The sequence below is a fragment of the Kitasatospora sp. NPDC059577 genome, assembly GCF_042735475.1.
Lineage (GTDB): Bacteria > Actinomycetota > Actinomycetes > Streptomycetales > Streptomycetaceae > Kitasatospora.
The window spans coordinates 136189-148629 of the sequence record NZ_JBHWBZ010000001.1; the positions used below are offsets into that span (position 1 = coordinate 136189).

Genomic DNA, 12441 nt, shown 5'->3' on the forward strand with positions numbered 1-12441 from the left:
GGTCCGCCGGCCCGGGTGCCGCGTTCGCAGCGTGACGTGACGTTCGCGATTCGTAAGGCCCGGTGTCCTGGTTCCGGCGCGGTCCGTTCCTACAGTGGCCGGAAGGTTGTTCCCGAGAAGAGAGGTGGACCGCGATGACGGCCGACCAGAACGTCCTGCCGAGCGCCGAGGTGGGCGTGATCGGCGGCTCCGGCCTCTACGAGCTGCTGGACGACGTGACCGAGGTGCGGGTGGACACCCCGTACGGCGAGCCGAGCGACGCGCTGTTCGTGGGTGAGGTGGTCGGCCGCCGGGTCGCCTTCGTGCCGCGGCACGGGCGTGGCCACCGGCTCCCGCCGCACCGGATCAACTACCGCGCGAACCTGTGGGCGTTGCACTCCCTGGGCGTGCGGCAGGTGCTGGCACCCTGCGCGGTCGGCGGGCTGCGCCCGGAGTACGGGCCGGGCACCCTGCTGGTGCCCGACCAGTTCGTCGACCGGACCTCCGGACGCCCGCAGACCTTCTACGACGGCCTGCCGCTGCCGGACGGCACGGTGCCGGAGGTGGTGCACGTGTCGATGGCCGACCCGTACTGCCCGCAGGGGCGGCGCGTGGCGATGGAGGCCGCCCGGGAGGCGGCCTGGGAGCCGGTCGACGGCGGCACGCTGGTGGTGATCGAGGGCCCGCGCTTCTCCACCCGCGCCGAGTCCCGCTGGTTCACCGCCAACGGCTGGTCGGTGGTCGGCATGACCGGGCACCCGGAGGCCGTCCTGGCCCGTGAACTCGGGCTCTGCTACACCTCGATGGCCCTGGTCACCGACCTCGACGCGGGCGTCGAGAGCGGTGAGGGCGTCACCCACGGCGAGGTGCTGAAGGAGTTCGCCCGCAACGTCGACCGGCTGCGCACGGTGCTGTTCAAGGCGCTGGAGCGGCTGCCCCTCGTGCGCGGGTGCGCCTGCCCGCACGCCCTGGACGGCCTCACGACCGGTCTTCCCGGGGTGCCCGGCGCCTGACGGCACGACCCCGGCGCCTGACGGCACCACCCCGGTGCCTGACGGATCGATCCCGGCGCCGCCACCGCCCGACGAGCGCGACCAGCAGCGCGAGGACGGCGGTGGCGGCCAGCACCAGCAGCCAGTTGCGGAGGTAGGGCAGCGGCAGGACGGTCGGGTTGCCGCCGTCGTCGCCCGCGCGCAGGACGGCCGGCAGGCCGACGGCGGTGACGGCCGCCGCGACGACCAGCCAGCCGCGCAGCACCGGCCCGCGCACCAGGAACGCGCCCAGCAGGCACAGCAGCGGCGCCCACAGTCCGTCGTGGATCACGAGCCCTCCGACCGCCCAGACCAGGACGTCCAGCGGGTCGGTGATGTACGGGTCGCCGAGCAGCCCGGACAGGCCGTAGCCGATCAGGGCCGCGCCGGCCGCCAGCAGCAGACCACGGATCACGACGGTCATGCCGTCACCTCGATCCGGGTGACCCACTTGGTCTGCAGGACACCGGGCCGGTTCGGCGCGATGATCCGCGCCGGGAACCCGTGATCCGCCGTCAGCACCTCACCGTTGACGCGCAGGGCGAGCAGACTGAGCGGATCGTCGACGTACTGCGCGGGCATCTCCATCACCCGGTAGGGGCCTTCGGCCTCCAGCGAGGTGATCCGGGCGGAGGAGCCGGCCGGGGCTCCGGCGCGCAGCAGCAGGTCGGAGACCCGGACCCCGCCCCACCGGGCGGTGGCGCTCCAGCCCTCCACGCAGGCGATGGGCAACTCCACCTCGTACTGGGGGAGTTCACCGAGCTCGGTGAGGGTGAGCTCGTACGGCCGAGGCCCGTCCACCCGCAGCCGCCAGCCGGCGGGCACCGTGATCGTGCCGGCCTGGGCGGCGGTGCGGTTCACCGGAAGGCCCTGCGGGCCGATGTCGGGGCGGCGCGGGGCCAGCAGGTCCAGGGCCCGCAGCCAGGGCACGCTCTGTCCGGCCGTGACGAGGGTGACGGTGCCGACGGCGGCGGTGGTCGCCGCGAGGAACGCGCGGCGCTGCGCCAGGGCCGGAGCGGCCCGGCGCCACCAGTGCGCGGCGATGAGCGGCGCCTTGACGGACAGGTGGACCAGCAGTCCGCCGGTCGCCAGCCAGCCGAGCCAGAAGTGGGTCTGCCGGAACGGGAACGGCCACGGGTACCACTGCAGGGTGTTCAGCAGACCGGTGAACAGCTCCAGCAGGACGGCCGCGACGAGGACGGCGATGCCGATCCGCTCCAGGGCGTGCAGCACGCTGCGCGCCGGCGGCCACTCGAAGAGCCGCGGATAGACCGCCCAGAGTTTCGCGCCGACCAGGGGGATCGCGGCCAGACCGCTGATCACGTGCAGGCCCTGGGTGACCCGGTAACCGTTCACCGGCCGTGCGGGCAGGTGCGGGGCGAGCCAGCCGGGCGGGTCCTGGAGCAGGTGGCTGGTGAGGCCGGTCAGGAAGCAGAGCAGGACGGCCAGGCCCAGCCAGCGGCCGACGACGACCACGGTCCGCGGCTCGTGCAGCGGTGAGGTGAACGCGCCCTCGCGCAACGGCCCGCGCCGCAGGAACGCCGGGGGCGCGGGCAGCGACGGGTCGTAGCGGCGGCGGCGACGGACGGGGGCGCCGGAGTCGGCGGGATCGGTTTCCACCTCTCCATCGAAGCGCCCGGGCGCGTTCCTGCGGTGCTCCGACGTGCTTACCGATTTCGAACGGCGGCCTCGCTGCCCCGGGTACGGGGGCCGGCCGGTGGGAGGGTGGGCGACGTGATCTCCCGGACCGTCCTGCGCTGTCTCCTCGCCCTCGCCGCCCTGGTCACCGCCCTGGCGCTGACCGTCGCCCACGGCGGCGTCCTCCCGCTCGCCTGCTGGTACCTCCTCGACACCGCCCTCTTCGCCGTCGCGGTGCAGCTGCTGCGCAGGGTGCCCCGGGCGCAGGTCGTGCCGCTGGTCCTGGCCGGTGGCGTCGCCGTGGCCGCCGTCGGTCTGCTGGCGCCGCCGCGAACCAGCGACGACGCCTACCGCTACGTCTGGGACGGCCGGGTCCAGGCGGCCGGGATCTCGCCCTACGCCCGGACCCCGGACGATCCGGCGCTGGCGGGGCTGCGCGATCCCGGGCTCTTCCCGGTGGGGGACGGCTGCGCCGGCTGGGACGAGCGGCGCACCGGGGCCGGGGACTGCACCCGCATCAACCGGCCGGCCGTGCACACCATCTACCCGCCGGTCGCGCAGGCCTGGTTCCTCGCCGTGCACCCGTTCGGCGGCGGGGTCCGCGCGGTGCAGGCCGGCGGTGCGGTGCTGGCGCTGGCGGTCACCGGACTCCTGCTGGTGACGGGGCGGGAGGCGTGGCGCGCCGCGCTGTGGGGGTGGTTCCCCGGCGTGACGGTGTGGGCCGTCAACGACGCGCACGTCGACACGCTCGGCGCACTGCTGACGGTCGCCGCGCTGGGCTGCGCGGTACGGGGACGGTCCCGGCGGGGGCGGGCGGTACGGGCGCGGGAGACGCGGGGGCGGGCGGTACGGGGGTGGTCCGAGCCGGGGCGGGCGGTCCGCGCGGGCGTCCTGCTGGGCGGCGCGGTCGCGGCCAAACTGCTGCCGGCCCTGGCCCTGCCCGGCGCCCTGTCGGGCCTGCTGTCCCGGCGCCCGACCCGCGCCGACGTGCTGCTGCTCGGCTCCGCCCTCGGCGCCTTCGCCCTCTCCTACCTCCCGTACGTCGTGGCCTCGGGCACTTCGGTGCTGGGCTACCTGCCGGGCTACCTGCGGGAGGAGGGCTACGAGCAGGGGCACATCGACCGGTTCGGACTGCTGCGGCTGGTGCTGCCCGACCGCCTCCTGCCGTGGGCGGCGGCGCTGGTGCTCGCGGTGGTGGTGGTCCGGGTGCTCCGCCGGGGCGACCGGGACCGGCCGTGGGCCGGCGCGCTCCTGGTGACGGGCACGGCACTGCTGCTGGTCGCGCCCGCCTACCCGTGGTACGGGCTGCTGCTGGTCGCGCTGGTCGCCCTCGACGGTCGCTGGGAGTGGCTGGCCGTCCCGGCCGCCGGGCAGGCGCTCTACCTGACGGGTGGTCAGGTGGCGCAGCAACTGGCCTACGGCACGGCGCTGTGCGTCGTCCTCCTGGTCCCGCTGCTGCGGCAGCGTCGTGCGGGGCGGGTGGCCGTGGTGGCGTTCGGCGAGAAGTGACGGAAGTCTGACGTCCCGGTGCCGGCCCTGGTCGTGCCGGCCCCCGGCTGGTCGAATCGGCGGCGTGAGCGAACAGATCGGCGTGAGTGAACAGATCGAGGAGGGCCGGGGGACACCGGTCGGCCGCCGGGTGGTGCTGGGCCTGCTCGGGCTCGGCGCGGCGGGAGTCGTGGCCGGCCCGTACCTCCAGCGCGCCCAGGACACCGTGGCGGGCAAGGACCCGACGGGTCTCACCGGCCTGCTGCCGGGAGGAGGCGGCTTCCGGTACTACTCGGTGGCGTCCTCGGTGCCGGCCCGGGGCCCCGACACCTACACCCTGACGGTGGACGGGCTGGTGGAGCGTCCCGGCCGCTACCGCCTGGCGGACCTGCAGGCGATGCCGCAGCGCCGGATCGTGCGGGACGTGCAGTGCGTGACGGGCTGGCGGGTGCCGTCCACCCCGTTCGAGGGCGTGCCGCTGGCCCACCTGCTCGATGCCGCCGGCGTCACCGCGGGCGCCCGGGCGCTGCGGTTCAGCTGCTTCGACGGCGAGTACACCGAGAGCCTCACCCTGGAGCAGGCCCGGCGGGACGACGTGGTCGTCGCGCTCAAGCTTCAGGACGCGCCGATCTCCCACGCCCACGGCGGTCCGGTCCGCCTGTACGTCGCGCCGATGTACTTCTACAAGTCGGCCAAGTGGTTGTCCGGGATCACCGTCACCGACACGGTGGAGCCGGGCTACTGGGAGCGGAACGGCTACGACGTCGACGCCTGGGTCGGCCGGTCGAACGGACGTGACGATGCACCGACCGCCTGACCTCCTGCTCCGCTTCACCCGCGCCGAGCGCTGGGTGCACCGCGCGACCGCCGGGCTGGTGCTGGCGTGCCTGGCCACCGCCGCCTGCCTCTACCTGGCGCCGCTGGCCGAACTGGTCGGGCGGCGACGGCTCGTCGTCACCGTGCACGTGTGGTGCGGCCTGGCGCTGCCGGTACCGCTGCTGCTCGGACTGGGCTTCCGGGCGGTACGCGCGGACGTGTCGAGGCTGAGCCGTTTCGGCCCTGCGGACCGGGCGTGGCTGCGGGCGGTACGGGCGCGCGCGTTCCGCCGCCCGGCGGGGAAGTTCAACGCCGGGCAGAAGCTGTACGCCCAGTGGACGCTCGGCACGATGCTGGTGCTGCTCGGTACGGGTCTGCTGATGTGGCTCACCCACCTGGCGCCGCCGTCCTGGCGGACCGGTGCGACCTTCGTCCACGACTGGCTGGCCGCGGCCGTCGCCGTGGTGTCCGCCGGGCACATCCGGATGGCGCTCCGGGATCCCGAGGCCAGGCGCGGGATGCGGACCGGGTGGGTCGACCGGCGCTGGGCCGAGCGCGAGCACCCGCACTGGGCGCCCGCACCGGCCGCGGACCCCGCACCGGCCACGGACCCGGAACCGGCCGCGGACCGGGAGCACCCGGCCCGCGGCGGTCCCGCGCCCCGCCCCTGAGCCGCTGAGGACGTGCTGCCGGCCGTACCGCGCCCGGTACGGCCGACAGCCTCAGCGGGCCGGCGCGGCGCACCTGCGCAGGGCGAGGAAGCGCCGGCCGTGGGAGGTCCAGCGTTCCGACTCGACGAGTCCGGCGCCGCGGGCCCGCGCCACGGCGGCCTCGGCACCGAGGCGCGCCCAGGCGAAGGACGGCCCGAGCCGCCCGTCCGGGCCCTCGACCCGGACGGTGACCCGCTCGTCGACCTCCCGCGGCTCGACCTCCACCAGCAGCAGTCCGTCCGGCGCGATCAGTTCGGCGGCCCGCCGCAGCAGGGCCTCGGGGTTCCCGCCGATGCCGAGATTGCCGTCGGCCAGCAGGGCCGCACCCCAGCGGCCCTCGGCCGGAAGCCGGTCGAACACCGACCGGCACAGCGCTGCGCCGCCGAGGCCCAGGGTGCGGGCGACGGCCGCCGGTGTGACGTCGACACCGAGTGCCGGGACACCCAGGGCGAGGAGCGCGGCGACCAGCCGGCCCGGCCCGCAGCCGAGGTCGACGACCGGTGCGGACAGCTGGAAGCAGCGCAGCAGCAGGCTGTGGTCGCCGCCGGTGGCGGGCGCGCACCAGCGCTCGATGTCGAGCGGGATCCGGCGGCCGTCGTCGCCTCGCAGCCACAGCGGACCGCGTCCGGTGCGGACGGCTTCGGTGAACGGGTCGTCGATCCACGCCGTCGCGGTGCCGCTCAACCTGCCACCTCGGGGGCCGCCCGGAACGAGCGCAGGCGGGCGGCGAAGCGGCTCCGCGGCGCCTGGGAGGCGACCAGCAGGGCGTCCTCGACGGTGTCCACGTCGGTGGCTTCGGGCAGCCGGTGCACCGTGAGGCCGGCCGTCCCGAGCCGGTCGAGGAGCGCCGACCCGGTGTCCGGGGTCGACATCGGCACCCCCAGGAGGAGCCGGCGGGCGAGGTCCTCGGTCGGCCGGGCCAGACCGAGGGCCCAGAAGCCGCCGTCGGACGCGGGCCCGTACCAGGCGTCCGTGCCCGCCCGGCCCGTCGGCGAGAGCGGCTCGGCCAGGGTGGCCGCGCTCAGCTGCGGGGTGTCCATGCCGACGAGCAGCGCGGGCGCGTCCGGGGCCAGCCGGGCAGCGTGGCCGAAGGCCGTCGCCAGCCGTGCGTCCAGCCCGCCGCCGCCCTGCGGGAGGACCTGCCACCCCGGCGGCAGCCAGCGGCCCGGTTCGCCGTCCAGGACGAGCAGGCGCCGCCCGGCGGGGACGGTGGCCAGCGTGTGCAGCGTGTCGGAGAGCGCGGCCTCGGCCAGCGCGGCCGCCTGCTCGGGCGTGCACGCCGGGGTGAGCCGGGTCTTCACCCGGCCCGGCACGGGGGACTTGGCGATGACCAGCAGGGTGGGCGGCGGGGCGGCGAGGACGGCCCGCATGTCCCGGATCGCCTGCCGGGTGCCGCGCAGCGTGCCGGTGACCTTCGACCGGCCGGCGCGCGGCAGGTAGTCGACGGACGTCTCGGTGATCCGCATCCCGGCAGCCGAGGCGGCGAGCACCATCTCCAGCGGGTACCCGGAGCGGCGGTCGCCCAGCCCCAGTGCGAGCAGGCGTTCCCGTCGGGCGGCCCGCATCGGTCCCAGGTCGTGCAGGGGGGCGCCGGTGCGGGCCCGCAGGCGGCCGGCCAGCACGGTGTTGGCGAGTCGGGCGTGGACGGGCCAGGCGCTCAGGGTCGCCGGCCGGCGGCGGCCGAGGACCAGGTCCGCCGTGTCGTCGGCCACCGGAGCGGTGACCCGGGGCAGTTGGGCGGGATCGAGGGAGCCGTCGCAGTCCAGGAAGCAGACCAGCTCGGCGGTGGCGGCGAGGAGCCCGGCGTGGCAGGCGGCGCCGAATCCGCGCCGGGACTCCTCGACCACGGTCGCCCCGAGCGTTCGGGCGAGTTCGGCCGAGCCGTCCCGGGAGCCGTTGTCGACGACGATCGCCCGCCAGCCCGGCGGGATCCGTCCGAGCACCCAGGGCAGGGCCGCGGCCTCGTCGAGGCAGGGCAGGACGACGTCGACACCGGACGGTCGAGGGGGAGTGGAGGTCACGCCGGTCACGCTAAGGGCGGGCCCGCCCCGCGCGGGGGTGCCGCAGCCTTACGGAAGTCGAACGTCGCGCCGACGGCCCACCGGGGACCGGCGGGGGCCCGCGCCGGAGCGCGCACCGGCCCCCGGATCTTACGGAGGTCGAATCTTACGGAGGTCGAACGGGGAGCCGCGACGGCGTCCGCACCGGTGCGGGGGCCCCTATCCTCGGCGGGGTGAACGAGCCCTCCGCCACCACCGGCCCGCCGGCCGGCGCCCGCATCCTGGTGATCGACGACGACCCGACCGTGGCCGAGGTCGTCGCCGGCTACCTCGCCCGCGCCGGCCACCACGTCGACCGTGCCGCGGACGGCCCGCAGGGGCTCGCCCTCGCCCGCGCCCACCGCCCCGACCTCGTGGTCCTGGACCTGATGCTCCCGGGCATCGACGGCCTGGAGGTGCTGCGGCGGCTGCGCGACCGGGACACCGGTGCGGAGCTGCCCGTCGTGATGCTCACCGCCAGGGGCGACGAGGCCGACCGCATCCTCGGTCTGGAGCTTGGCGCCGACGACTACGTCACCAAGCCGTTCAGCCCGCGCGAACTCGTCCTGCGGGTCCAGTCGGTGCTGCGGCGCTCGCGGGCGGCGGCACCGGCGCCCGGCACCTCGGCCGAGCCCGTCCGCTCCGGGGACATCACCCTCCACGGGCCGGCCCGCCGCGCCCACCGAGCCGGGAAGGAACTCTCGCTGACGGCAAGGGAGTTCGACCTGCTGGCCTTCCTGCTGCGGCATCCGGGGACGGTGTTCTCCCGGCAGGAGCTGATGGCCCGCGTCTGGGGCTGGGACTTCGGCGACCTCTCCACCGTCACCGTCCACGTCCGGCGCCTGCGCGAGAAGATCGAGGACGACCCCGCCGCTCCCCGGATGATCTGCACGGTGTGGGGCGTCGGCTACCGCTACGACCCGGCGCAGGGCGTCGAGGAGGACCGCTCGTGAAGGACCTGCTGCTGATCGCGCTGTTCGCCGCCCTCGGCGCCGGCGGCGCGGGCCTGCTCGGCTGGCCCGCCGTCCGGCTCCTGCGTCGACGCTCGATGGCGCTCTCGCTGTTCTGCGTCGCCGTCGTCACCGTGCTCGCGGTCACCTCCGGGACGTTCGCCGTCGCGCAGGCCATGTTCCTCTCCGACCACGACCTCGGCGTCGTCATCACGGTGCTCGTCATGGCCGCGGTCGTGTCGCTGTGCACCGCCGCGCTGCTGGGGCGGCAGGTGGTCGCCGGCAGCCGGGCGCTGACCGTGGCCGCCCGGACCGTCGGCAGTGACACCGGCTTCACCGCGCCCGCCCACCCGCTGGGCCGCGAACTGGCCCAGCTCAGCGAGGAACTCGCGGCCACCAGCGCCCGGCTCGCCGAGTCCCGGGCCCGCGAACAGGCCCTCGAACAGTCCCGGCGGGAGCTGGTCGCCTGGATCTCCCACGACCTGCGCACCCCGCTGGCCGGGCTGCGGGCCATGGCCGAGGCGCTGGAGGACGGTGTCGCCGAGGAGCCCGAGCGCTACCTCCAGCGGATCCGCACCGAGGTCGAGCGGCTCACCGGCATGGTGGACGACCTGTTCGAACTCTCCCGCATCCAGGCCGGCACGCTCTCCCTCTCGCTCACCCGGGTCTCCGCCTACGACCTGGTCGACGACGCCCTGGCCGGCGCCCACGCGCTGGCCCGGCAGCGCGGCGTCCGGCTCGAAGGCCGACAGGTGGAGCCGGAACCGGTCGAGGTCGACGGCCGCGAGATCACCCGGGTGCTGGGCAACCTCCTGGTCAACGCGATCCGCTCGACCCCCCAGGACGGCGTGGTCGCCGTGTCCGCGCGGCGGGAGGCGGACGAAGTGGTGCTCTCGGTCACCGACGGCTGCGGCGGCATCTCCGCCCAGGACCTGCCCCGGGTCTTCGAGACCGGCTGGCGCGGAACCGCGGCCCGCACGCCCAGGCCGGCCGACCCGGGCGAGCCGGCCGGCCGGCCCGAAGCCGGCGGCAGCGGTGCCGGCCTGGGCCTGGCCATCGTCCGCGGCATCGTCGAGGCCCACGCCGGGCGCGCCCGCGTCCACAACGTCGCCGGCGGCTGCTGCTTCGAGATCGCCCTGCCGTCCGCCCGGAGCTGAGCTCAGACCCGCAGCGGTGCGGCGGCGAACTCCGCCATGCCGCGGTCGAACGGCACGCAGGGCAGCCAGCCCAGCTCGGCGCGCAGCCGGGTCGAGTCGGCGGTGACGTGCCGCACGTCGCCGAGCCGGTACTCGCCCGTCACCACGGGCGCCGGGCCGCCGTACGCCGCGGCCAGCGCGGCCGCCATCCCGCCGACGGTGCGTACCTCGCCGCTGCCCACGTTGTACGCCCGGGCGCTGCCCGGCAGCCGGTCGCCCACGGCCGCCAGGGCCGCGAGGTTGGCGGCGGCGACGTCCTCGACGTGGACGAAGTCCCTGCGCTGGCCGCCGTCCTCGAAGACCCGGGGCGCCTCGCCCCGGGCGAGGGCCGACCGGAACAGCGACGCCACCCCCGCGTACGGGGTGTCGCGCGGCATGCCGGGGCCGTACACGTTGTGGTAACGCAGCGTCAGTACGGTTCCGCCGCAGGCCCGTGCCCAGGCCGCGGCCAGGTGTTCCTGGGCGAGCTTGGTCACCGCGTAGACGTTGCGCGGGTCGACGGGTGCGCTCTCGGCGACCAGGCCCGGGTGCAGGGGAGCACGGCAGACCGGGCAGGGCGGCTCGAACCGTCCGGCGTCGAGATCGGCGGGCCGCCTCGGGCCCGGTGCCACCTCGCCGTGCTGCGCGCAGCGGTAACGCCCTTCCCCGTAGACCACCATGGACCCGGCCAGGACCAGCCGTCGGACGCCGGCCCGCGCCATCGCGGCCAGCAGTACCGCGGTGCCGAGGTCGTTGCAGCCGACGTACTGCGGCGCGTCGTCCAGGTCCAGTCCCAGGCCGACCATCGCCGCCTGGTGGCAGACCGCGTCCACCCCGGCGAGCGCCTCCTCGACGGCCGCCGCGTCCCGGACGTCCCCGTGGAGGAAGTCGACGCCCGGGGGCAGCGCGGGTGCCTTCCCGGCCGGATGGACCGCGGGCAGCAGGGCGTCCAGGACCCGCACCTCGTGCCCGGCCGCGACCAGGGCACGGACCACGGACACGCCGATGAAACCGGCACCGCCGGTGACCAGGATTCTCATGCCGCCGACGCTAGCGGCCGATCGGAGCCGCGGGCCCTCGACACCGGGCGGTGTCACGGATCGGTAAGACGCGAGCGCCGCCGGGGGGCGGGACCGTGCCGTTCGCACGGGGCGGATTCCCCGGCTGTCCTCAACCGAGGGTGTCGAGTGTGGCGCGGGCGAGCGGGGCCTGGAGCGGGTTGAAGGCGGGGTCGGTGGTGAGGGCTTCGGTGAGGTGGGTGCGGGCGTCGTCGGTGTGGCCGAGGGCGTGTTCGATCTCGCCGAGGTGGTAGCCGAAGAGGGCGTTGTGCCAGCCGTGGGCCTGGGCCTGCCGGGCGAGGGTGAGGGCTTCGGTGTCCGCGCCGATCCGGTGCAGGGCCCAGGAGAGGGCGTCGGCGACGAGGACGTTCTGCCGGCGGGCCCACTCGGAGCGCAGCAGGCGGACGGCTTCGGCCGGGTCGCCGTGGTCGGCCTGGTACTGGCCGAGGGTGAGGTCGTCGACGACGCCGTTGGCGGCCGCGAGCCGCTGTTCGGCGGTCAGCAGCCGGTACTGGTCGCGGGCCTGGTCGGGGTGGCCGAGGGATTCGTGGAACTCGCCGAGTTCGAGCAGGTACTGGGGGAGCGGGACGCGGGCGATGGCGGCGGTGTAGTCGCGCACGGCGTCGTCGTTCCGGCCGAGGGCGGCTTCGGCGCGGGCCCGGCCGGCGAGGGCGGGGGTGTAGTCGGGGTCGGTGCGCAGGGCCTGCTGGTAGCCGGTGAGGGCGTCCTGGGTGCGGCCGGAGTTCCGGTCGAGTTCGGCGATCTGGTACTGGCAGAAGGCCTTGTCGGCGGGGTCGTAGGCGCCGTCGAGGGCTTGCCGGAGCGCGGCGCGGGCGTCGTCGGTGCGGCCGTGCTGTTCGAGGTCGTAGGCGGCACGGGTGAAGGAGGCGGTGCCGGGGCGGCGGTCCAGGAGTTGCTGGGCGGCCGCGGTGGCGCCCGCGTCGTCGCCGAGCTGGGTGCGGGCGTCGGTGAGCACGGCGTAGGCGGGCCAGTGGGCCGGCGAGGCGGCGACGGCCTGTTCGGCGAAGTCGCGGGCCTGGTCGAAGAGGTGGCGGGCGTTGGCGAGGGCGCCGAGGCCGGTGAGGGCGTCGGCGTTCGCCCGCGGTGCCAGGGCGAGGGAGCGGTGCAGGGCCTCGTCGGCCTTGGGGTAGTACGACGGGTCGGCGGTGAGGCGGGCCTGTTCGACGTACTCGGCGCCCAGGCGTGCCCACAGCGCCGCGTCCTCGGGCACCTGCCGCAGCCGCTCCTGGTCGGCGGTGATCGTGCGCGTCAGCGAGCCGTCGGGGCCGGACCGGCTGCCCGGGGGCCGGGCGGTGTCCGCCGAGGGGCGGTGGACGCCGGGTCCGGTGCGGTCGAGTGCCCCGATCGCGGCCAGGCCGCCGCACAGCGCGATGGTGGTGAGCAGCAGGGGCAGGCGGCGCATGGGGGTCCTTCGAGCGGTGCGGTGCAGCGCGATGTGTGGGTGCGGGCCGGGGTGGGGGCCCGCGGCCGTGACCGAGGCCCCCCACCCCGCCGGGGAGGGGAATTGGGGGGGGTTTAGGGCGATGAGAAACGCCC

The 12441-nt window shown here is 76.0% G+C and carries 12 protein-coding genes and 1 pseudogene; 6 read left to right on the plus strand and 7 right to left on the minus strand.

Annotated features, from left to right (window positions below; genetic code table 11):
- Window positions 1-134: 134 nt before the first annotated feature.
- Entirely contained in the window at window positions 135-992 is an 858-nt protein-coding gene (locus ACFV0O_RS00650; protein WP_380334316.1) for an S-methyl-5'-thioadenosine phosphorylase, read from the plus strand.
- On the opposite strand, the gene ACFV0O_RS00655 is transcribed toward ACFV0O_RS00650, so the two are convergent.
- On the minus strand, window positions 958-1434 hold the full coding sequence (locus ACFV0O_RS00655) for a hypothetical protein (protein ID WP_380334319.1): 477 nt from the start codon (window positions 1432-1434) through the stop codon (window positions 958-960). The genes ACFV0O_RS00650 and ACFV0O_RS00655 overlap by 35 nt on opposite strands.
- The gene (locus ACFV0O_RS00660; RefSeq protein ID WP_380334322.1) at window positions 1431-2630 is read right to left on the minus strand and encodes a molybdopterin-dependent oxidoreductase; all 1200 of its coding nucleotides are present in this window, start codon (window positions 2628-2630) and stop codon (window positions 1431-1433) included. The genes ACFV0O_RS00655 and ACFV0O_RS00660 overlap by 4 nt, the downstream gene beginning before the upstream one ends.
- A 114-nt stretch (window positions 2631-2744) precedes the next feature.
- Here ACFV0O_RS00660 and ACFV0O_RS00665 point away from each other — a divergent pair, with 114 nt between their 5' ends.
- From ACFV0O_RS00665 to ACFV0O_RS00675, 3 genes are all read left to right on the plus strand, one after another.
- The gene (locus ACFV0O_RS00665) at window positions 2745-4157 is read left to right on the plus strand and encodes a hypothetical protein (protein ID WP_380334325.1); all 1413 of its coding nucleotides are present in this window, start codon (window positions 2745-2747) and stop codon (window positions 4155-4157) included.
- A 64-nt stretch (window positions 4158-4221) separates the two neighbouring features.
- Entirely contained in the window at window positions 4222-4953 is a 732-nt protein-coding gene (locus ACFV0O_RS00670) for a molybdopterin-dependent oxidoreductase (protein WP_380334328.1), read from the plus strand.
- Complete coding sequence (locus ACFV0O_RS00675) at window positions 4937-5623, plus strand: cytochrome b/b6 domain-containing protein (protein ID WP_380334331.1); 687 nt, start codon at window positions 4937-4939, stop codon at window positions 5621-5623. Before ACFV0O_RS00670 ends, ACFV0O_RS00675 begins: the two co-directional genes overlap by 17 nt.
- A gap of 51 nt (window positions 5624-5674) precedes the next feature.
- Here ACFV0O_RS00675 and ACFV0O_RS00680 read toward each other — a convergent pair whose 3' ends face one another.
- The 3 genes and pseudogenes from ACFV0O_RS00680 to ACFV0O_RS00690 all read right to left on the minus strand — a co-directional run.
- The gene (locus tag ACFV0O_RS00680; RefSeq protein ID WP_380334334.1) at window positions 5675-6346 is read right to left on the minus strand and encodes a methyltransferase domain-containing protein; all 672 of its coding nucleotides are present in this window, start codon (window positions 6344-6346) and stop codon (window positions 5675-5677) included.
- On the minus strand, window positions 6343-6975 hold the full coding sequence (locus ACFV0O_RS00685; RefSeq protein ID WP_380335359.1) for a DUF2064 domain-containing protein: 633 nt from the start codon (window positions 6973-6975) through the stop codon (window positions 6343-6345). Before ACFV0O_RS00685 ends, ACFV0O_RS00680 begins: the two co-directional genes overlap by 4 nt.
- Window positions 6973-7683: pseudogene (locus ACFV0O_RS00690) on the minus strand (glycosyltransferase family 2 protein); the annotation flags it as partial. The gene ACFV0O_RS00685 and the pseudogene ACFV0O_RS00690, both read right to left, overlap by 3 nt.
- A 212-nt stretch (window positions 7684-7895) precedes the next feature.
- On the opposite strand from ACFV0O_RS00690, the gene ACFV0O_RS00695 reads away from it, so the two are divergent.
- Complete coding sequence (locus ACFV0O_RS00695; RefSeq protein ID WP_380334337.1) at window positions 7896-8654, plus strand: response regulator transcription factor; 759 nt, start codon at window positions 7896-7898, stop codon at window positions 8652-8654.
- Window positions 8651-9808 (plus strand): sensor histidine kinase, encoded by a 1158-nt coding sequence (locus ACFV0O_RS00700; RefSeq protein ID WP_380334340.1) that lies wholly within the window; start codon window positions 8651-8653, stop codon window positions 9806-9808. The genes ACFV0O_RS00695 and ACFV0O_RS00700 overlap by 4 nt, the downstream gene beginning before the upstream one ends.
- Before the next feature lie 2 nt (window positions 9809-9810).
- Here ACFV0O_RS00700 and ACFV0O_RS00705 read toward each other — a convergent pair whose 3' ends face one another.
- Together ACFV0O_RS00705 and ACFV0O_RS00710 are read right to left on the minus strand one after the other, a co-directional pair.
- Entirely contained in the window at window positions 9811-10866 is a 1056-nt protein-coding gene (locus ACFV0O_RS00705) for an NAD-dependent epimerase/dehydratase family protein (protein ID WP_380334343.1), read from the minus strand.
- Window positions 10867-10996: 130 nt separating this feature from the next.
- Window positions 10997-12307, minus strand: coding sequence for a tetratricopeptide repeat protein (locus ACFV0O_RS00710; RefSeq protein ID WP_380334346.1), 1311 nt, complete (start codon window positions 12305-12307; stop codon window positions 10997-10999).
- Window positions 12308-12441: the final 134 nt, after the last annotated feature.